Source organism: Streptomyces kurssanovii (genome assembly GCF_040677245.1).
In the GTDB taxonomy this organism is placed as follows: domain Bacteria; phylum Actinomycetota; class Actinomycetes; order Streptomycetales; family Streptomycetaceae; genus Streptomyces; species Streptomyces kurssanovii.
Genome location: NZ_JBFAQK010000010.1, coordinates 49,297 through 68,275 on the forward strand (window position 1 = coordinate 49,297; position 18,979 = coordinate 68,275).

Annotated in this window: 16 protein-coding genes; 9 read left to right on the forward strand and 7 right to left on the reverse strand. The window is 71.9% G+C overall.

The genetic code is table 11. The features are described from left to right. Positions 1-77 precede the first annotated feature (77 nt). Positions 78-1,271, forward strand: coding sequence for an argininosuccinate synthase (locus tag AB0K36_RS10650; RefSeq protein WP_364591211.1), 1,194 nt, complete (start codon positions 78-80; stop codon positions 1,269-1,271). Between the two features lie 77 nt (positions 1,272-1,348). Further along, positions 1,349-2,776, forward strand: coding sequence for an argininosuccinate lyase (gene argH / locus AB0K36_RS10655; RefSeq protein ID WP_307705456.1), 1,428 nt, complete (start codon positions 1,349-1,351; stop codon positions 2,774-2,776). A 103-nt stretch (positions 2,777-2,879) separates the two neighbouring features. Here argH and helR read toward each other — a convergent pair whose 3' ends face one another. The 3 genes from helR to AB0K36_RS10670 form a co-directional block, all read right to left on the reverse strand. Next, positions 2,880-5,075: an RNA polymerase recycling motor ATPase HelR gene (gene helR / locus AB0K36_RS10660; RefSeq protein ID WP_364591214.1), complete on the reverse strand. Its 2,196-nt coding sequence runs from the start codon at positions 5,073-5,075 to the stop codon at positions 2,880-2,882. 143 nt (positions 5,076-5,218) lie between these two features. Next, positions 5,219-6,454 carry a glycosyltransferase gene (locus AB0K36_RS10665; protein WP_364591217.1) on the reverse strand — a complete coding sequence of 412 codons (1,236 nt, stop codon included), beginning with the start codon at positions 6,452-6,454 and terminating at the stop codon, positions 5,219-5,221. A 198-nt stretch (positions 6,455-6,652) separates the two neighbouring features. Next, on the reverse strand, positions 6,653-7,210 hold the full coding sequence (locus AB0K36_RS10670) for a hypothetical protein (protein WP_364591220.1): 558 nt from the start codon (positions 7,208-7,210) through the stop codon (positions 6,653-6,655). 173 nt (positions 7,211-7,383) lie between these two features. Between AB0K36_RS10670 and AB0K36_RS10675 the strand changes: the two genes are divergently transcribed. The 4 genes from AB0K36_RS10675 (at position 7,384) to AB0K36_RS10690 (ending at position 11,981) form a co-directional block, all read left to right on the forward strand. Next, a complete protein-coding gene (locus AB0K36_RS10675) occupies positions 7,384-8,718 on the forward strand; it encodes an AfsR/SARP family transcriptional regulator (RefSeq protein WP_364591223.1) in 1,335 nt (444 codons plus the stop codon). 38 nt (positions 8,719-8,756) lie between these two features. After that, positions 8,757-9,308 (forward strand): TetR/AcrR family transcriptional regulator, encoded by a 552-nt coding sequence (locus AB0K36_RS10680; RefSeq protein ID WP_364591226.1) that lies wholly within the window; start codon positions 8,757-8,759, stop codon positions 9,306-9,308. Next, on the forward strand, positions 9,305-10,849 hold the full coding sequence (locus AB0K36_RS10685; RefSeq protein WP_364591229.1) for an MFS transporter: 1,545 nt from the start codon (positions 9,305-9,307) through the stop codon (positions 10,847-10,849). Before AB0K36_RS10680 ends, AB0K36_RS10685 begins: the two co-directional genes overlap by 4 nt. A 346-nt stretch (positions 10,850-11,195) precedes the next feature. Further along, positions 11,196-11,981, forward strand: a complete 786-nt coding sequence (locus tag AB0K36_RS10690; RefSeq protein ID WP_364591232.1) for a sulfite exporter TauE/SafE family protein — start codon at positions 11,196-11,198, stop codon at positions 11,979-11,981. Positions 11,982-11,987: 6 nt separating this feature from the next. Here the strand turns inward: AB0K36_RS10690 and AB0K36_RS10695 are convergent, their stop codons facing one another. From AB0K36_RS10695 to AB0K36_RS10710, 4 genes are all read right to left on the reverse strand, one after another. After that, positions 11,988-12,458: a hypothetical protein gene (locus AB0K36_RS10695; protein WP_364591235.1), complete on the reverse strand. Its 471-nt coding sequence runs from the start codon at positions 12,456-12,458 to the stop codon at positions 11,988-11,990. Between the two features lie 2 nt (positions 12,459-12,460). Next, on the reverse strand, positions 12,461-12,958 hold the full coding sequence (locus AB0K36_RS10700) for a MarR family winged helix-turn-helix transcriptional regulator (protein ID WP_364591238.1): 498 nt from the start codon (positions 12,956-12,958) through the stop codon (positions 12,461-12,463). A 42-nt stretch (positions 12,959-13,000) separates the two neighbouring features. Further along, complete coding sequence (locus AB0K36_RS10705) at positions 13,001-13,648, reverse strand: class F sortase (RefSeq protein ID WP_364591241.1); 648 nt, start codon at positions 13,646-13,648, stop codon at positions 13,001-13,003. A gap of 204 nt (positions 13,649-13,852) precedes the next feature. After that, a complete protein-coding gene (locus AB0K36_RS10710; protein ID WP_189468064.1) occupies positions 13,853-14,356 on the reverse strand; it encodes a GVDTG sorting domain-containing protein in 504 nt (167 codons plus the stop codon). A 303-nt stretch (positions 14,357-14,659) separates the two neighbouring features. Here AB0K36_RS10710 and AB0K36_RS10715 point away from each other — a divergent pair, with 303 nt between their 5' ends. From AB0K36_RS10715 to AB0K36_RS10725, 3 genes are read left to right on the forward strand one after another with little or no spacing between them, the layout of a single operon-like run. Then, positions 14,660-15,274, forward strand: coding sequence for an NADPH-dependent FMN reductase (locus AB0K36_RS10715; RefSeq protein ID WP_364591244.1), 615 nt, complete (start codon positions 14,660-14,662; stop codon positions 15,272-15,274). A gap of 10 nt (positions 15,275-15,284) precedes the next feature. Then, on the forward strand, positions 15,285-17,018 hold the full coding sequence (locus AB0K36_RS10720; protein WP_364591247.1) for an ABC transporter ATP-binding protein: 1,734 nt from the start codon (positions 15,285-15,287) through the stop codon (positions 17,016-17,018). Beyond that, positions 17,015-18,880, forward strand: a complete 1,866-nt coding sequence (locus AB0K36_RS10725; protein WP_364591250.1) for an ABC transporter ATP-binding protein — start codon at positions 17,015-17,017, stop codon at positions 18,878-18,880. The genes AB0K36_RS10720 and AB0K36_RS10725 overlap by 4 nt, the downstream gene beginning before the upstream one ends. Positions 18,881-18,979: the final 99 nt, after the last annotated feature.

Here is an 18,979-nt window from a genome sequence, read left to right on the forward strand (position 1 = left end):
TTTCCCCGTCGATTGACAAACCATACGGCCGACTGCATAGTTATACCCATCAGTGTATGCACCGTAAGGAGAAACCCGTGACCGAGCGCGTCGTACTCGCCTACTCGGGCGGCCTGGACACCTCCGTCGCCATCGGCTGGATCGCCGAGGAGACGGGCGCCGAGGTCATCGCCGTTGCCGTGGACGTCGGCCAGGGCGGCGAGGACCTGGACGTCATCCGCAAGCGCGCGCTCGCCTGCGGTGCGGTGGAGGCCGAGGTGGCCGACGCCAAGGACGAGTTCGCCGAGGAGTACTGCCTCCCCGCGATCAAGGCCAACGCCCTCTACATGGACCGCTACCCGCTGGTCTCCGCCCTCTCCCGGCCGACGATCGTCAAGCACCTCGTCGCCGCCGCCAAGAAGCACGGCGCCACGACCGTCGCCCACGGCTGCACCGGCAAGGGCAACGACCAGGTGCGGTTCGAGGCCGGCATCGTCGCCCTCGCGCCCGAGCTGAAGTGCATCGCCCCGGTCCGTGACTACGCGATGACCCGGGACAAGGCGATCGCCTTCTGCGAGGAGAAGCAGCTCCCGATCGCCACCACCAAGAAGTCGCCGTACTCCATCGACCAGAACGTCTTCGGGCGGGCCGTCGAGACGGGCTTCCTGGAGGACATCTGGAACGCGCCGATCGAGGACATCTACGAGTACACCTCGAACCCGGCCGAGCAGCGTGAGGCCGACGAGGTCGTCATCTCCTTCAAGGCCGGCGTCCCGGTCGCCATCGACGGCAAGCCCGTCACCGTGCTCCAGGCCGTCCAGCAGCTCAACGAGCGGGCCGGCGCCCAGGGCATCGGCCGGATCGACATGGTCGAGGACCGGCTCGTCGGCATCAAGTCCCGCGAGGTCTACGAGGCTCCCGGCGCCATCGCGCTGATCACCGCGCACCAGGAGCTGGAGAACGTCACCGTCGAGCGCGAGCTCGCCCGGTACAAGCGGCAGGTCGAGCAGCGCTGGGGCGAGCTGGTCTACGACGGCCTGTGGTTCTCCCCGCTCAAGCGCGCCCTGGACGGCTTCATCAACGAGGCCAACCAGCACGTCACCGGCGACATCCGGATGACCCTGCACGGCGGCCGGGCCGTCGTCACCGGCCGGAAGTCCGACGAGTCTCTCTACGACTTCAACCTCGCCACCTACGACTCGGGCGACACGTTCGACCAGTCCAAGGCGCAGGGCTTCATCGAGATCTTCGGCCTGTCTCAGAAGATCGCCGCCAAGCGCGACCTGGCGTGACCCGCCCGCGTTGAACAGTGCGCCTCCTCGTCGCGGCGGGGAGGCGTCTTCACACCCTCATCCAAGGAGCTCGAGCTGTGAGCAGCAACAACGGTGACGTCCGGCTCTGGGGCGGCCGCTTCGCCGACGGTCCGGCAGAGGCGCTGGCGAAGCTGTCCGCGTCCGTGCATTTCGACTGGCGGCTCGCGCCGTACGACATCGCCGGCTCCCGTGCCCACGCCCGCGTCCTGAAGAAGGCGGGCCTGCTCACCGACGACGAGCTGACGCGGATGCTCGACGGACTCGACCGGCTCGAGGCCGACGTGGCCTCCGGCGACTTCACCGGCACCATCGCCGACGAGGACGTCCACACCGCCCTCGAGCGGGGCCTGCTCGAGCGTCTCGGCCCCGACCTCGGCGGCAAACTGCGCGCCGGCCGGTCCCGCAACGACCAGGTCGCCACGCTCTTCCGGATGTACCTGCGCGACCACGCCCGGATCATCGGCGGCCTGATCGCCGACCTCCAGGACGCCCTTGTCGGCCTGGCCGAGGCCCACCCGGACGTGGCCATGCCCGGCCGTACGCACCTCCAGCACGCGCAGCCGGTCCTCTTCGCCCACCACGTCCTGGCGCATGTCCAGTCGCTGTCCCGGGACGCCGAGCGGCTGCGCCAGTGGGACACCCGCACGGCCGTCTCCCCGTACGGCTCCGGTGCTCTGGCCGGTTCCTCCCTCGGGCTCGACCCGGAGGCGGTCGCCGCAGACCTCGGCTTCGAGCGTGGCTCGGCCGGCAACTCCATCGACGGCACCGCGTCGCGGGACTTCGTCGCCGAGTTCGCCTTCATCACCGCGATGATCGGCGTGAACCTCTCGCGGATCGCCGAGGAGATCATCATCTGGAACACGAAGGAGTTCTCCTTCGTGACCCTGCACGACGCCTTCTCCACCGGTTCGTCGATCATGCCGCAGAAGAAGAACCCGGACATCGCGGAGCTGGCGCGCGGCAAGTCCGGCCGGCTCATCGGCAACCTGACCGGGCTGCTCGCCACGCTCAAGGCCCTCCCGCTCGCGTACAACCGCGACCTCCAGGAGGACAAGGAGCCGGTCTTCGACTCCTGCGACACGCTCGAGGTCCTGCTCCCCGCCTTCACCGGCATGATGGCCACGCTCACCGTCAACCGCGAGCGGATGGAGGAACTCGCCCCGGCCGGCTTCTCGCTCGCCACGGACATCGCCGAGTGGCTGGTCAAGCAGGGCGTGCCGTTCCGCGTCGCGCACGAGGTCGCGGGCGAGTGCGTCAAGGAGTGCGAGCAGCTCGGCATCGAGCTGGACCAGCTGACGGACGAGCAGTTCGCCAAGATCTCCGAGCACCTCACGCCCGAGGTCCGTACCGTCCTGAACGTGCCCGGCGCGCTGGCCTCACGCAACAGCCGCGGCGGCACCGCCCCTTCGGCGGTCGCCACCCAGCTCAACGAGGTCAAGGCCGACCTGGTGATACAGCACGCCTGGGCCACGGCCAAGCAGTAGCGCGGGGGCGGCGCCACGGCGCCGCCGCCCGTCGCCGGCGCCTCGACGTCCGGACCGGTCGCCCCGGTCCGGACGTCGATGCGCCGCTTGCGTACCGCCGGTGTCAGGAGCTCGTGAGGACCACGAGCTGCCGGGTCGCCCGGGTCATCGCGACGTAGCGGTCGACCGCTCCTTCGATGCCCTCGCCGAACTTCTCCGGGTCGACGAGGACGACCAGGTCGAACTCGAGCCCCTTCGACAGCTCCGGGGTCAGCGACCGGACGCGGGACGAGGACCGGAACGCGCCCTCTTCGATGACCCCGGCGCCGATGACGCAGGCGATCCCGTCGGCATGCTCGGAGAGCCAGCTGTCGAGGATCGCGTCCCGCTCGGAAACGGATCCGTGGACGACGGGGACGCCGCCGCTGCGGATGGAGACCGGCACGTTGGCGTCGGGGAGCGCGGCCCGGATCACCGGCTCGGCCTCAGCCATGATCTCTTCCGGCGTCCGGTAGTTGACGTTCAGGGACGCCAGGGTGATCCGGTCGAAGCCGACCCGCTCGAGCCGTTCCTGCCACGACTCCGTGAACCCGTGCCTGGCCTGGGCACGGTCCCCGACGATGGTGAAGCTCCGGGACGGGCACCGCAGCAGCAGCATCTGCCACTCGGCATCGGTGAGTTCCTGGGCCTCGTCCACGACGACGTGCGCGAACGGACCGGCGAGCAGGTCCGGTTCGACGGTGGGCAGTTCGGAGTCGTCGACCAGGCTGACCTTGGCGTCCTCGCCGCGCAGCATCGTCACCAGGCCTTCGCCGTCGTCACCGTCGGCGCCGGAATCGGCCGCGGCCTGGATCAGGTTGTCGACGACCTGTGCCGTGCGCTCGCGCTGGGCGGCGAGGGCGGCCTCGTGCCGGCGCCTGCGCCGCGACGCCTCCGGGTCGCCGAGCCGCTGCCGTGCGGCGTCCAGGAGCGGCAGGTCGGACACCGTCCAGGCCCGGGGGTCCTCGCGCTGCAGCTTGCGGACGTCGTCGCGGCCGAGCCAGGGCGCGCACATCCGCAGGTAGGCGGGCACCGACCACAGGTCTCCGACGAGGTCGGCCGCTTCGAGCAGCGGCCACGCCCGGTCGAAGGCCGTGATCAGTTCCCTGTTCCCCAGCAGCGACTTGCGGAGCAGGTCGGGCGGGACGTCGTCCGCGTCCTCCTCGACGTGCTTGTCCACCAGGATCGTCAGCAGCTCCTCCAGCACCTGGTCGCGCGCCTCGTTGTGCGGAGTGCCCGGCTCCGCCGCCTCGAACGCCGCGGCCCAGTCGTGGGCGGTCAGCCGGATGTCGGACCAGGGGGTCGCGACCGTCATGCCCTTGGCGGCCGGCTCCTCGTAGAAGGCGACGGCCTTCTCGATGGCGTGCACCAGGTCCGCGGACGACTTCAGACGGGCCACCTCCGGGTCGGCCTCGGCCTCTGCCACGGCCCCTTCGGCGACGAGGTCACGCAGGGTGCAGGTCTGCACGCCCTCCTCCCCGAGGCTGGGGAGGACGTCGGCGACGTAGCTCAGGTAGGGCCGGCTCGGACCGACGAACAGCACGCCGCCGCGGCGGTGACCGAGGCGGGGGTCGGAGTAGAGGAGGTAAGCCGAGCGGTGCAGGGCGACGACGGTCTTCCCCGTGCCCGGGCCGCCGTCGACGACGAGAGCACCGCGGGACCCCGCGCGGATGACGGCGTCCTGGTCCGCCTGGATGGTGCCGAGCACGTCCCGCATCCGCGGCGACCGGTTGCTCCCCAGACTGGCGATGAAGGCGGACTGGTCGTCGAGCGCGGCGTGCCCGGCGAACCCGTCCGCGGTGAACACCTCGTCCCAGTAGTCGCTGATGCGGCCGCGGGTCCAGCGGTACCTGCGGCGGCTCGCCAGCCCCATCGGGTCGGCGTGGGTGGCTCCGAAGAACGGCTCGGCAGCCGGGGAGCGCCAGTCGAGCAGCAGCCGGCGGCCCGTGCTGTCCTTGAGGCCGAGCCGTCCGACGTACACGGGCTCGGGGTCGTCCGCGCCGACCATGCGCCCGAGGCACAGGTCCAGACCGAAGCGGCGCAGTGCGCGCAGGCGAGCGGTCAGCCGATGGATCTCCATGTCACGGTCCATCGCCTGCCGGCCTGTGCCGCCGGGCGCCCTGCGCTCGGCGTCGAGGCGGTCGGTCAGTTCGGCGATCGACTCCTCGAGGCACTCCGCGATGGCCGCGAAGTGCCGCTCGTCGCCGGCGATCAGCGTCGGGTCGGCCTTGGGGAAGAGGCGCTCAGGAAGGTCGAAGGCGCTGGTGGTCAGGGGGTTCACGTCCTTGGTTCCGATGTGGGGCCGCTCGCGGTCGGTGCGCGCGGCAAGTCGTCCGGACCGGCCTGACGAACCTGGTGGCCATGGCGGGCAACAGCCATGGGGCCACGTTCGCAGGGTGTCGGTTCCGGTTCCTGGCTCGGTGGTCACGTGTGCATCGGCGGCCTGTCCTGGGCGACCGCGTCGAGCAGCAGCTTCGCGGCCGCCGTCGTCCCGTCGGTGCGGACCATGCCGGCCACCGCCCTCGCCCGGTCGCGTGTCCCGGGCTTCAGGGCCGAACTGAGCGCCGCCGACAGGGACTCGAAGGTCGGAGTCGGACCGTCGTGCGCCGCGCCGATGCCCAACTCGGCCACCCGGCCCGCCCAGTACGGCTGGTCCACCGACTGAGGCACGACCACCTGGGGTGTGCCGGAGCGGGCGGCCGTCGTCGTGGTGCCCGCGCCGCCGTGGTGCACGACGGCGGCCACCCGGCCGAACAGTGCCTGGTGGTTGGCCTCGCCCACGGCGAAGCAGTCGTCCTGGTCGTCGATCAGTGCCAGGTCGGCCCAGCCGCCGGAGACGAGCACGCGGCGGCCCTGCGCGCGGACCGCCTCGACGGCCACGCGTGCGGCGTCCGGCGAACTGTGCAGGGGCATGCTGCCGAAGCCCACGTACACCGGCGGTTCGCCCGCGTCGAGGAACGCCGTCAACGCGTCCGGAAGCGGGCGCTCGTCGGGCAGGAACCACGCGCCGGTCTGCACCACGTCGAGGTCCGCCGGCTCCAGCCACGGGTCCAGGACCGGATCCGTCGCCAGCCACGGGCGGTCGCCGATGACGTAGTCGCGGACGTGGTCCACCGGGGGCAGATCGATCGACGCCCGGTTGGTGTTGAGCGCCTCACCGAACAGCGAATCGATGCTCTGCGCGTCCAGGTCCCACAGCACCCGGTTGTCGGTCACGTCCGCCGGGAACGGCCTGCCCGCGTACGCCAGCGGCGAGTGGTACGGGGACGGCAGGGTGAGCTGCTGGAAGGTAACGGACACGGAGCGGATGCCCAGTTTCTCGGCCACCGAAAGCGCGCCGGCCGCGGCTGGCATCGCACCCGTCGCCACCAACGCGTCGCATCCCTCGGCGGCCGCGGGCATCGCGTCGAACTGGGCGGCGATCACCGCGGCCGCGCGCTGGGGCAGGGACGAGGGCGCCGGCGCGGCCTTCGTCAGCGCGCGCGCCGACGGGCCGACCGGCACCAGCGGTACGCCCACGCCCGCCAACCGCTGCGCGAAGTCCTCGTCCGGCGGCGCGCACACCCGCACCTCCGCGCCGTGTTCCCGTAGCCGCACCGCGAGTCCCACCAGCGGCTCGACGTCACCGCGCGACCCGTACGTCGACAACAACACTCGCATTTCGTGACTCTCGCTTCCGCAGATTCCGGCTCAGGCCGGAGATTCTGCGGCACGACAGGGGCCTTGCCGCAAGCCCCCCAGTGCGCTATACCTTGAGAGTGGCAAGGAGTGGGCACAGCCCCCTTGCCCTTTTTCGTACCCCCCGACGGACGGCCCATAGGCGGAGATCCGGTCGCCGGGATCCGCCGCCGGAGCCGGTCAGTCGATCCGCTCACAGATGTCCGTCGTCGATCCGTGGGCCATGGTGACCTTCTTGTAGCCGGACGAGCTGATGTCCAACGTGTAGACACCGTCCACGACGTACAGGCCCCGGTCGAGGTTGCCGGCGCCCTCGCCGACCCCGACCAGTACCGGGCCGAGCACCGACCAGAACTGGGAGCCGTCCGCGCGGTAGTCGACGACGGCCGTGCCGCTGACGTCCGCGTCGTAGGAGTCGCCCGTCTCCTTGTTGGTGACCCGCACGATCAGATCGCCCTTGTAGGCGACCAGTTTCGGCCTTCCGTCGGGGTGGGTGTCCAGCACGCGCCGGACCACCTCGTCCACGACGGGCTCGCCGTGGACGGGGAAGTCGCAGCGCAGTCCCGCGGCGACGTCCCACGGCGCGGACGGCGCGGGCTCCCAGCCGGCGTCGAGGCCGGCGGCGGGCCCGGAGCCGACACCGGCGGACCGGGCGGCGGGCCCGGCGGCGGACGCGGGGGCGGCGCCCATGAGCGTGGTCGCGGCAACTGCCGCCAGAGCAACGGCGGTTCGTCGCATGGTGACTCCCTGAAGTAGTGCTCGGACCGAGACATGACCCGAGACGTGACCAGGCCGAGAAGGATCGGACCGGGAGGCCGTCCCGCTGTCCGCCCCAGCGTCCCCCGGTCGTCTGACCACGCACTCACCATCGCTGTGCACCGCCGCGCCGGCCGGTTAGGCTCGCGGCTGCCATGGAGTTCCAGCTGCTGGGTCCGTTCGAGGCCCGCCACGAAGGCCGGGTCCTGGTGGGCAGCCGCCGCCAGGAGCGCTGCCTGCTGTCGATCCTCCTGCTGGAGGCGGGCCGCGTCGTGAGCACCGGCCGGCTCATCGAGCTGCTGTGGGACGGCAACGCGCCCGCGTCCGCGCGGGGCACCGTCCACACGTACATCGGCCGGCTCCGCGCCCGGCTGGGCCCGTACGGGGTCCGTGTCGACACCCGCCACGACGGTTACGTCGTCGACCCGGGTGTCCACGCCGTCGACGCCCTTGAGTTCACCGACCTCGCCCGCCGCGCCGGCAGCGTCGCCGACGCGGCGCAGCGGGTGCGCCTGTACGACCGGGCCCTCGGGCTGTGGCGGGGACCGCTGCTGTCCGACGTCGCGGACGACGGACTGCGTGAGCGGCTCGGCGGGCCGCTGGCCGAACTGCGGCTGTCCGCGCTGGAGCGACGGGCGGAGGCCCAGTTGGAGCTCGGTATGCACGACAGCGTCGTCACCGACCTGACGTCGCTCGCCCGCGCACATCCCGGCAGGGAACGGCTCGTCGCCGCGCAGATGACCGCCCTGTACCGGAGCGGCCGGCAGGCGGACGCGCTCGAGCTGTACCGCGCCACCCGCAACGCGCTGGTGACCGGTCTCGGCATCGAGCCAGGCGCCGGGCTGAACACCCTGCACGAGCGGATGCTGCACGGCGATCCCAGGCTGCACCGCCCGCCCGTGCCCCTCTACGCGGTACGGGTCGACGAGGAGTGGCTGCCCTGGACCACCAGCGGCCACCCGGCGCTCGAGTTCTGCAACACCTACGCCGGCTGGGGAGGGCCGGGCCTGCCGGGGTCGGAATGGCTGCGCACGTACCGCACGCTCGCCGTCTGGGCCGGGCACCTTGACCTCGCGGAGGACTGGCTGGTGAACGGGCTGCTCGAGCGGGCGCGGCAGCGGCCGGAGGAGGCCGCGGCCGTTCTCGGGGAGGCGCGGGACTTCCGTACGCGGCTGTACGCCGCTCTGACCGGACCGGACGACGTGAGGGCGTTCAAGGCGGTGGCGGATGTCGCGGAGGACGCCGCGAAGGCGTCGGCGTTCGTCCGCGGCGAGGACGGCCTCGGCCGCTGGCGGCTGTCCCCGTCCGCCGGTCTGCGGCTGCCCGTGCTCGCCGTGGCCCAGGGCGCCGCCGAGCTGCTGGCGGACCCGGGCCGGTTCACCGTCCGTGCCTGCCCCGGTGCCGACTGCGGCTGGCTGTTCAGGGACGAGAGCGGCCGGCGCAGATGGTGCAGCCTCGCGACCTGCGGAAAAGAGACTCCGGCGTACTGAATGAGACATTGCTGTCTCATATGGGCTATGGTTGTCCCATGGCCATGGATCGAGACCACGTGCTGCGCGCCGCCGCCGCCCTCCTCGCCCGGAAATCGACCGCCACGATGGACGAGGTCGCCCGGGCCGCCGGCATCGGCCGAGCCACCCTGCACCGTCACTTCGCCGGCCGGGACGCGCTCGTCAGGGCCCTGGAACAGCTCGGCATCCAGGAGTTCGAGGCGGCGATCGACCGGGCCCGCCTCGACGAGGACGGCGCCGGCGAGGCCCTGCGACGGCTGATCGGCGAGACGCAGCCGGCCGCGGACCTGCTGGCCTTCCTCTACACCGAGAACCAGCTCTTCGAGGGCGACGAGATCAACGAGGGCTGGGCCCGCCTCGACGCCCGCGTCTCCGACCTGTTCCGGCGCGGCCAGAACGAGGGCGAGTTCCGCATCGATCTGACACCGGCGTGGCTGACCGAGGCGCTCTACGCCCTCATCGGCTCCTGCGCCTGGGCCGTCATGGACGGCCGCGTCGCCACGAAGGACTTCCAGCACATGACCGCCGAGCTGCTGCTCGGCGGAGCACTACGGAGAGTGAATCAATGAGCAGCACCGTCCGGCCCACGACCGGGGCGGACGAGACCGTGTACCGCCCCGGCCGCTGGCTGGCCCTCGCGGTCCTGGTCCTCGCCGTCCTCCTGGTGGCCGTCGACGCCACCGTCCTCGGCCTCGCCACCCCGTTCCTCAGCGAGGACCTGGCCCCGACCGGCACCCAGCTGCTGTGGATCGGCGACGTCTACTCGTTCGTCATCGCCGGCCTGCTCGTCTCCATGGGCAGCCTCGGCGACCGCATCGGCCGCAAGAAGCTGCTGCTGAGCGGAGCGGTCGCCTTCGGCGCCGTGTCGGTGCTCAACGCGTACGCCACCACCCCGGAGATGATGATCCTCGCGCGGGCGCTGCTCGGCGTCGCCGGCGCGACCCTGATGCCCTCCACCCTGGCGCTGATCCGCAACATCTTCCACGACCCCAGGGAACGCAGCTTCGCCATCGGCATCTGGGGCGCCACGGCGTCCGCCGGTGCGGCGGTGGGCCCCGTCGTCGGTGGCCTGCTGCTGGAGCACTTCTGGTGGGGCTCCGTCTTCCTGATCAACCTGCCCGTGATGGCGGTCCTCGTCATCGTCGGCGTCAAGCTCCTGCCGGAGTCGAAGAACCCGGTCAACGGCCCCTGGGACCTGCTCAGCGTGGCGCTGTCCCTCGTCGGCATGGTCGCCGTCGTCTACGCCGTCAAGGAGGCCGCCACGCACGGGGCGAGCTGGGAAGCGGGCGTGGCCGTGCTCGTCGGCGGCGCCGGCCTGTACGGCTTCTACCGCCGGCAGCTCACCCTGAGCGCGCCCCTGCTCGACATGCGGCTGTTCCGGCACCGCGGGTTCTCGGGCGCGGTGCTCGCCGACCTGCTGACCATCCTCGGCCTGTCGGGTCTCGTGTTCTTCCTGTCCCAGTTCCTGCAACTGGTCCAGGGCCGCGCCCCGTTCGAGGCCGGACTCGCCGAACTGCCCGCCGCGATCGGCGCGGTGGCGACCGGGCTGATCGCGGGCAAGGCCGCCCGCCGGTTCTCGGTACGGTCCGTCGTCGCCGGCGGCCTGGCCGCCGTCGGGCTCTCCCTCGCGGTGCTCACGCTGCTCACCGGGTCGACCGGCTACCCGCTGCTCGGCGCGGCGCTGCTGATCGTCGGCGCGGGCGCGGGATTCTCGTTCACGGTCACCGCGGACGTGATCCTCTCCAGCGTTCCCAAGGAACAGGCCGGAGCCGCCTCCGCGGTGTCCGAGACGGCGTACGAGCTGGGCGCGGCACTCGGCATCGCGCTGCTGGGCTCGATCGTCACCGGCGTCTACCGCGGCTTCACCGCGCCGGACGGTACGCCGCCGGACGTGGCCGCGGCCGCCCACGAGTCGCTCGGCGGCGCGGTGGAGGCCTCGGCGGCCCTCCCGCCGGCCCGCGCGGAAGCCCTGGTCACGGCGGCGCAGGAGGCGTTCACCGAGGGCCTGCGGATGGCGGCGGGGGTGGGGGCGGCCGTGCTTTTCACCACGGCGGTGGCGGCGTGGTTCCTGCTGCGGGGGCAGAAGCTGGCGGAGGGCGTCGAGCACTGAGGGGGTGGGCGGGGGCGTGTCCGCTGCGCGGGGCCTGTTCCCCTACCCGCCCCTTCCCGAAACCGGGCTCCGCCCGGACCCGGCACCGCGCTGCGCGCGGTGTTTCGGGGGCTCCGCCCCCGGACCCCCGCGCCTCAATCGCCGGCGGGGCTGACAAAGTCAGCCCGCCCGGCGTTTGAGGGCACCGCGCGGAGCGCGGTACGGGTCCGGGCGGAGCCCGGTTTCGGGAAGGGGCGGGTAGGGGAACAGGCCCCGCGCAGCGGCCACCCCCCGCCCAACCTCATGTCACGCTCAAGACTTCCTTGATCGTTGGACTGACCCCGTACCCCCTCCATAGGCTCACGCCGTGCCCGACATATCCCTGACCACGATCGTCTTCCTCTGTCTCGCCGCCGCCGCTGCCGGCTGGATCGACGCCGTCGTGGGCGGCGGCGGTCTGCTGTTGCTGCCCGCGCTGCTGCTCGGTCTGCCGCAGGTGCCCGCCGCCCATGTGCTCGGAACGAACAAGGCGGTCGCCATCGTCGGCACGTCGGGTGCCGCGATCACCTATGTGCGCAAGGCGCCGGTCGACGTGAAGACCGCGGTGCGGATCGGGCTCGCCGCGCTCGCCGGCTCGATGGGCGGCGCCTTCTTCGCGGCGGGCATCAGCAGCGACGTGCTCCGCCCGGTGATCATGGTCGTGCTGCTCGGCGTGGCCGCGTTCGTGATGCTGCGCCCGTCGTTCGGCGCGGCCGCCGGCGCCGACAAGCGCCGTGTCACCCGTACCCGCACCGTCGTGGCGATCGTGCTCGTCGGCGGCGGTATCGGCTTCTACGACGGTCTCTTCGGACCGGGCACCGGCACCTTCCTGGTGCTGGCGCTCACCGCGGTGCTTCATCTGGACCTGGTGACCGCCTCCGCCACCGCGAAGATCGTGAACGTGTGCACCAACGGCGGCGCGCTCGCGATGTTCGCCTACCAGGGCACCGTGCTGTGGCAGCTGGCCGCGCTGATGGCCGTCTTCAATCTGGCGGGCGGCCTGTTCGGGGCCCGTATGGCGCTGCGCAAGGGCAGTGAGTTCGTCCGCGGGGTGCTGCTCGTCGTCGTCTTCTCGCTGGTCGCGAAGCTCGGCTTCGACCAGTGGACGGCGTGACGCCGGTCAGTACCTGTCGGCGGTCCGCGCGTACGCGGCGTTCGCCCGTGCGATGACCTCGGTCAGCACACGGCCGGCGACGGCCAGGTCCGCTTCCGGGATCCCGCCGTACACCAGCGGGCCGAACTCGGTGGCGACCGCGGCCAGCCGGCTCTGCTCGGCGCGGCCCGCCTCGGTCAGTGCGACCCGCGGGCCCTGTCCGGGCAGCGGCTCCAGCGGCTCGAGGAGCTCGGTGGCCAGCAGCTCGGCCACGGTGTCGCGGGCCGTGGCCCCGTCGATCTTCAGGGTGGAGGTCAACGACTCCACGATCCGGCTCGTTCCGGCGGTGCCGCCCTCGGCCGCGGTCGCGTTCAGCGCCATCGACTGGTGGAAGGTGGTGCCGGTGCGGCTCAGTTCACGGTCGAGCAGGGCGCGGGCCGCGTAGTGGGCCCGCCCGATGAGCCGGCTGTTGAGCAGGATCGGCGTGGTGGACGACATGGTTACTCCTCGGGTGTCGTGGACGTGTCCTCGATGGCGTCGGGTGGTGCGTCGAGCGGTGTTTCGAGCAGCAGCCGCAGTTCACGCGTCAGCGCCTCGGTGCGAGGTGCGTCGAGCCCGCCGAGCGGGGCCAGCAGCCGGTCGAGCAGCGTGTGGACCTCCGCGACGGCGCGGCCGGCCTTCTCCTCTCCCGCGGGGGTGAGCGAGAGCTGTACGGCCCTGGTGTCGGCGGGGTCGGGCGTGCGCTGTACGAGCCCCGACGCCTCGAGGGCGCGGGCCAGCTTGGAGACGTAGAGCGGCTCCAGGCCGGTGTGGTCGGCGAGTTGCCGCTGACTGGGGCGGTACCCGGACCGCCATATGCCGTGCAGCGAGGCGATCAGGGTGTACTGCGCGTGAGTCAGCCCCAGGGGAGCGAGCGCGCGGTCGACAGCGACGCGCCATTTCGTCGAAAGACGCCAGACCAGGTAACCGGGCGTGGGGCCCTTGGGTGCTGTGCTCATGAAAGATACAGTACATGGAGACTATGTCCATGGATACTGTTTTCAGGCGTTGCCGTTCCGGACGCCGATGAGATGCCCGTAGGCGACCACGTTGCCCTGATAGCCGGTCTTCTCCGAGAACTCGCCGCCGCAGGTGATGACCCGGAGCTCGGCCCGTTCGCCGGACCTGTAGACCTTCTTGTCGGGGAAGTCGTCGGCCTCGTACACCTCGATCGCGTCGATCGTGAAGACCGCGGTCCGGCCGTCCGCGCGGAGCACCTCGATCCGGTGGCCCTTCTTCAGGGCGCCGAGGCTGTAGAAGACGGCGGGCCCTCGCGCGTTGTCGACATGGCCGGCCACGATCGCCGTGCCCTTGGCGCCCGGGGTGGTCCCGTCCTCGTACCACCCGGCCAGGTTCCGGTCCTCGGCCGGCGGGACGTCGAGACTGCCGTCGCGGGCGAGGCCGAGGCCCATTACGGGGGCGTCGACGTCGATCTGCGGAATGCGCAGCCGCACCGGCTCCGAGGGCGGCAGCGGGTCGGCGGCGGCGTCCGTGTGCTGGTTCGGACCGGCGGCGAAGGCCTGCGCGGCTGAGGGAATCGGCGGGGTGATGTCGCGGGTGCCGTTGTGCACCAGCCACAGCCCGGCGCAGACGGCGGCGGCCACGGCCCAGCCCTTGGCCCTGCGCCTGGTGCTGTCCTGAGCGCTCATCGGTCCTCCGGCTTCGCTGCGGGGGCGGCCGGGCCCGGCCCGGGCGGCACCCGGGCCGGGCGGCCGTACGGGATGTGGGGGCTCGGTCGTGGGGCGGTCGCGCAACGGCCGGCGCCGCCCGGACGTCGCCCCGCCCCCGTCGGCTCGAGGCCTGACGGGAGCGGGGGATCCGGCGGGACGAGGAACGGTTGGGGTACCGGTCCGTCAGCCTCTCTGCGCGCCGCTCGCCCGGCGGCGCAGAAGGAGCGTTCCGCCCACGGCGGCCGCGGTGAGTACCGCCGCGCCCGCCGCGATCTGGGTGGTGTCGGGGCCCACGCTGCCGCCGACGCCTGTTCTGACGTGCCCGCTCGGCTCGCGGTGACGCACCTCGAGGTCGCCGGTGGCCTCCTTGCCGTTCTTGCAGCGCACCTCGATGCCGTAGGTGCCCGGCCTGGTGTCCTCGGGGACCGTGAACCGGCCCACCGCGACCTCCTTGTGCGTGCCGGGCCACAGCTTGAACTCGCCGGCGCCCAGCGACCGGGCGTCGCCGACGCCGTGGCCGTCCTTGCCGCAGGCCGTGGTGTTCACGGTGATCTTCGTGCCGGGGGTGGCGGGCGACGGGTACACCTCCAGCTCTCCGAAGCCCGAGGCGTACGCCCCCTGGGCGGCGAGCCCTGTCGTGGCGAGCGCCATCGCGATGCCGGTCAGCAGGCGGGCGGTGGTGCGCATGGGTCCTCCGGAAGCGCGTGGTGCGGTGTCTCGTCTTCTCCGAGGTAAGAGGCACCCGGCCCGTCACGCCTGCTGATGGCCAATCAGTTTCCTTCTGCCGAAACCGCGTGTCGCGCTGGACAGTACGCATCGCCGCAGGTCGCGGCGGGTGGCGCCGCGCTCGGGGGAGTGGTCGGGCGTGCCGTGCCGAACGGGTGAAGGGCTGCCGGCCCTCCGTCGGCGCGGTGTCCTGCGGGCCGTCCGCGCGATTGATCTCCGGAGCGTCTTGACCTCAACCAAACTTGAGGTACCAGGCTGCTCCGCATGGACATCAACACGCCTGACACCTCGTCCGACCGTCCCTCCGCGCTGAAGCTCGCCGTCATCATCGGCAGCAACCGCGACGGCCGCTTCGGACCCACCGTCGCCAACTGGTTCCTCTCCCGTGCCGCTCGGCGCGAGGACTTCACCGTCGACGTCGTCGACCTGGCCGACGCCGACCTCCCCACCGCCCTCTCCTACTCGCCCTCACCCGGCGTGCGGGCCGAGCTGGCCAAGCTCACCCCGAAGCTGGCCGCGGCCGACGCCTTCGTCGTCGTCACCCCCGAGTACAACCACTCCTTCCCCGCCGGCCTCAAGAACGTCATCGACCGGCACTTCGGCGAATGGCAGGCCAAGCCCGTCGGCTTCGTCTCCTACGGCGGCATCTCCGGCGGGCTGCGCGCGGTCGAGCAGCTGCGCCAGGTCTTCGCCGAGCTGCACGCCGTCACCGTCCGCGACACGGTGTCCTTCCACAACGCCGGCGCCCACTTCGACGACGAGGGCAACCACCGCGACCCCGCCGCCCCCGACGCCGCCGCCAAGACCATGCTCGACCAGCTCTCCTGGTGGGCAGAGGCACTGCGGTCCGCCAAGTCCGTCCGCCCCTACGCGGGCTGAGGGCCCGGCCGTGCTGCTGAGCCTGCTGACCGCCCGCCTGGGTCCCTACCGCGGACTGATCGGGCTGGTCGTCCTCCTCCAGTTGATCCAGTCCCTCGCCACCCTCTACCTGCCCACCCTCAACGCCGACATCATCAACAGCGGTGTGCTGCGCGGCGACACCGGTCACGTCGTCACCACGGGGGCCGTGATGCTGGCCGTCACGGTCCTCCAGGTCGCCGCCGCCGGCGCCGCCGTGTACTGCGCCGCCCGGATCGCGATGGGCATCGGCCGCGACCTGCGCTCCACCGTCTTCCGCCATGTCCAGGACCTGTCCGTGCGCGACATCGGGCGCTTCGGCGCCTCGTCCCTGATCACCCGCACCACCAACGACGTGCAGCAGGTGCAGACGTTCTCGCTGCTGATCCTCACCATGCTGGTCGCCGCGCCCCTGATGTGCGTGGGCGGTATCGCCATGGCCCTGTCCCAGGACGTGCCGCTCGCGATGCTCCTGCTTCTGTTCGTCCCGGTGCTCGCACTGTCCGTCGGACTGATCGTGCGCCGCCTGCCGCCGGTCTTCCGCTCCATGCAGGAACGGATCGACGTGGTCAACCGGGTGATGCGGGAGCAGATCACCGGCATCCGCGTCATCCGCGCCTTCGTACGGGACCGGCACGAGCAGCGGCGCTTCGCCGAGGCCAACGACTCCCTGCTCGAGGCCGGTCTGCGGGCGGGCCGGCTGCAGACCCTGATGTTCCCGACCGTTCTGATCGTCTGGGAGATCGCCACCGTCGCCATCATCTGGACCGGCGGCCATCGGCTCGACTCCGGCTCCCTGCAGGCCGGTTCGATCGTCGCCTTCCTCGGCTATCTGACGCAGATCCTGATGTCCGTGATGATGGGCCTGTTCCTCATGATGCACCTGCCGCGCGCCGAGGTCAGCGCGGAACGCATCCAGGAGATCCTCGGCACAGAGCCGAGCGTCGTACCACCCGTCGCTCCCGTGCACCGGCTGCGTGGGCGGGGTGAACTGCGGCTGCGCGGCGTCGACTTCAGCTACCCGGGCGCCGAGGAGCCCGTCCTCAGGTCCGTGGACCTGACCGCCCGCCCCGGCCGGGTCACCGCCGTCATCGGTTCCACCGGCAGCGGCAAGACGACCCTGCTGAGCCTCGCCGCCCGGCTGTTCGACGCGACCGGCGGCGACGTCCGGATCGGCGACGTGGACGTACGGGACCTGGACCCCGCGCTGCGGTCGCGCACCGTGGGACTCGTCGCCCAGAAGCCGTACCTCTTCTCCGGGACCGTCGCCTCCAACCTGCGGTACGGGAAACCGGACGCGACGGAGGAGGAGCTCTGGCACGCCCTCGAGGTCGCCCAGGCCGCGGACTTCGTACGCCGGCTCGGCGACGGGCTCGACGCCCCCGTCTCACAGGGCGGCGCCAACCTGTCGGGAGGGCAGCGCCAGCGCCTCGCCATCGCCCGGGTACTGGTGGCCAGGCCGGACGTCTACCTCTTCGACGACTCGTTCTCCGCGCTCGACAACGCCACCGACGCGGCACTGCGCCGGGCGCTGGCCGAGGAGACCGCCGACGCCACCGTCGTCATGGTCGCCCAGCGCGTGTCCACCATCCGCGGCGCCGACCGGATCGTCGTCCTGGAGAAGGGCCGCGTCGCGGGCACCGGCACCCACGACGAACTCATGCGGGACAACCCCACGTACCGGGAGATCGTGCTCTCCCAGCTCACCGAGGAGGAAGCCGCATGAGCGCCACCACACCGGAGCGCCGCGGCCCGGCCGGGCAGCAGCGCGGCCCCGGCGGCATCGGCTCCCCTTCACTGGAACGCTCCCTCCACTTCCGGGCCTCCGGACTGCGGCTGCTGCGGATGACCGCACCGGAACGCCCCCTGGTCCTCGGCGTCCTCGCCGCCGGCGCGGCCGCCGTCGCCCTCTCCGTGGTCGCCCCGAAACTCCTCGGCCACGCCACCGACCTCGTCGTCGACGGCGCGGCCGGCCCGGACGGGGTCGACTTCAGGGCCGTCGCCGAGGTGCTGACCCTCGTCCTGGGCCTGGTCGCCGTCTCCGCCGGTGCGACGCTGATCCAGATGCGGCTCGCCATGACCGTCGTGCAGCGCGTCGGCCACCGGCTGCGCGAGGAGGCGGGGGCGAAGCTGTCGCGGCTGCCCCTGTCGTACTTCGACAAGCAGCCCCGCGGGGAGGTGCTCAGCCGCACCACCAACGACATCGACAACATCACGCAGACCATGCAGCAGGCCTTCAGCCAGATGGTGCGAGCGGTGCTCACCATCGCCGGCGTCCTGGCGATGATGTTCTGGATCTCGCCGCTGCTGGCCCTGGTCGCCCTCGCGACGGTGCCGCTGTCCGTCTACGTGGCGACCCTCATCGGCAAGCGGGCCCAGCCGCAGTTCGTCCGGCAGTGGTCGGTGACGGGCCGGCTGAACGCCCACGTCGAGGAGATGTTCACCGGCCACGCGGAGGTCCGCTCCTTCGGCCGCGGGAAGCAGGCCGTGGAGACCTTCGACGAGCTGGGCGAGCAGCTGTACGCGTCGAGCCTGCGCGCCCAGGTCATGTCCGGGCTCATCCAGCCCGCCCTCGGTTTCGTCGGCAACCTCAACTATGTGCTGATCGCCGTCGCCGGCGGGCTGCGGGTGGCCTCCGGATCGCTGTCGATCGGCGACGTACAGGCCTTCGTGCAGTACTCCTACGAGTTCAACGGCCCCATCAACCAGGTCGCCGCGATGGCCAACCTCCTCCAGTCGGGCGTCGCCTCCGCCGAGCGGGTCTTCGACCTGCTGGACGCGGAGGAGGAGCTTCGGTCGACGACCGGACCGAGGCGGGCCGGGCCGCGGGACGGACGGCCCGCGGGCCGGGTGTCCTTCGAGAAGGCGGCCTTCCACTACCACCCCGCGGAGCCGCTGATCGAGGACCTGTCGCTCGACGTCGAACCGGGCCGGACCGTCGCCATCGTCGGCCCGACCGGCGCCGGCAAGACCACGCTGGTCAATCTGCTCATGCGGTTCTACGAGGTCACCGGCGGCCGCATCCTGCTCGACGGGGTCGACATCAGGGACATGACCCGCGACGAACTGCGTTCCGGCATCGGGATGGTGCTCCAGGACACCTGGCTGTTCGGGGGCACGATCGCCGACAACATCGCCTACGGCGTCCCCGGGGAGGTGTCCCGCGAGCAGATCGTCGCCGCGGCGACGGCCACCCACGCCGACCGGTTCATCCGCACCCTGCCCGACGGCTACGACACCGTCGTCGACGAGGAGGGCGCGGGCCTGAGCGCGGGCGAGAAGCAACTCCTCACCATCGCCCGCGCCTTCCTCACCGAACCGTCGATCCTCGTGCTCGACGAGGCCACCAGCTCGGTCGACACCCGCACCGAGGTGCTCATCCAGCGCGCCATGTCCTCGCTGCGCCGGGGCCGTACCAGCTTCGTCATCGCCCACCGGCTCTCCACCGTCCGGGACGCCGACGTGATCCTGGTGATGGACGCCGGAAGGATCGTCGAGCAGGGCACGCACGACGAACTGCTCGGCCGCGGCGGCGCGTACGCCCGGCTCCACGCGGCGCAGTTCGCCGCGGCCGGGTCCCCTGTGTGAGGCCGCGGTGCGTAACGTGAAGGGCGGGGGCCGCGACGGTTCCCGTCCTCCGTCCGCGGCCGCCGGCCCGCCCGCGGACACGTTGGCCGAACACCGAGA

What these genes read in the sequence shown, in the direction of transcription:
- AB0K36_RS10665 (WP_364591217.1), bottom strand. Translation starts at nt 6,454, where the DNA reads ATGCGAGTGTTGTTGTCGACGTACGGGTCGCGCGGTGACGTCGAGCCG.
- AB0K36_RS10670 (WP_364591220.1), bottom strand. Translation starts at nt 7,210, where the DNA reads ATGCGACGAACCGCCGTTGCTCTGGCGGCAGTTGCCGCGACCACGCTC.
- AB0K36_RS10675 (WP_364591223.1), top strand. Translation starts at nt 7,384, where the DNA reads ATGGAGTTCCAGCTGCTGGGTCCGTTCGAGGCCCGCCACGAAGGCCGG.
- AB0K36_RS10680 (WP_364591226.1), top strand. Translation starts at nt 8,757, where the DNA reads ATGGCCATGGATCGAGACCACGTGCTGCGCGCCGCCGCCGCCCTCCTC.
- AB0K36_RS10685 (WP_364591229.1), top strand. Translation starts at nt 9,305, where the DNA reads ATGAGCAGCACCGTCCGGCCCACGACCGGGGCGGACGAGACCGTGTAC.
- AB0K36_RS10695 (WP_364591235.1), bottom strand. Translation starts at nt 12,458, where the DNA reads ATGTCGTCCACCACGCCGATCCTGCTCAACAGCCGGCTCATCGGGCGG.
- AB0K36_RS10700 (WP_364591238.1), bottom strand. Translation starts at nt 12,958, where the DNA reads ATGAGCACAGCACCCAAGGGCCCCACGCCCGGTTACCTGGTCTGGCGT.
- AB0K36_RS10705 (WP_364591241.1), bottom strand. Translation starts at nt 13,648, where the DNA reads ATGAGCGCTCAGGACAGCACCAGGCGCAGGGCCAAGGGCTGGGCCGTG.
- AB0K36_RS10710 (WP_189468064.1), bottom strand. Translation starts at nt 14,356, where the DNA reads ATGCGCACCACCGCCCGCCTGCTGACCGGCATCGCGATGGCGCTCGCC.
- AB0K36_RS10715 (WP_364591244.1), top strand. Translation starts at nt 14,660, where the DNA reads ATGGACATCAACACGCCTGACACCTCGTCCGACCGTCCCTCCGCGCTG.
- AB0K36_RS10725 (WP_364591250.1), top strand. Translation starts at nt 17,015, where the DNA reads ATGAGCGCCACCACACCGGAGCGCCGCGGCCCGGCCGGGCAGCAGCGC.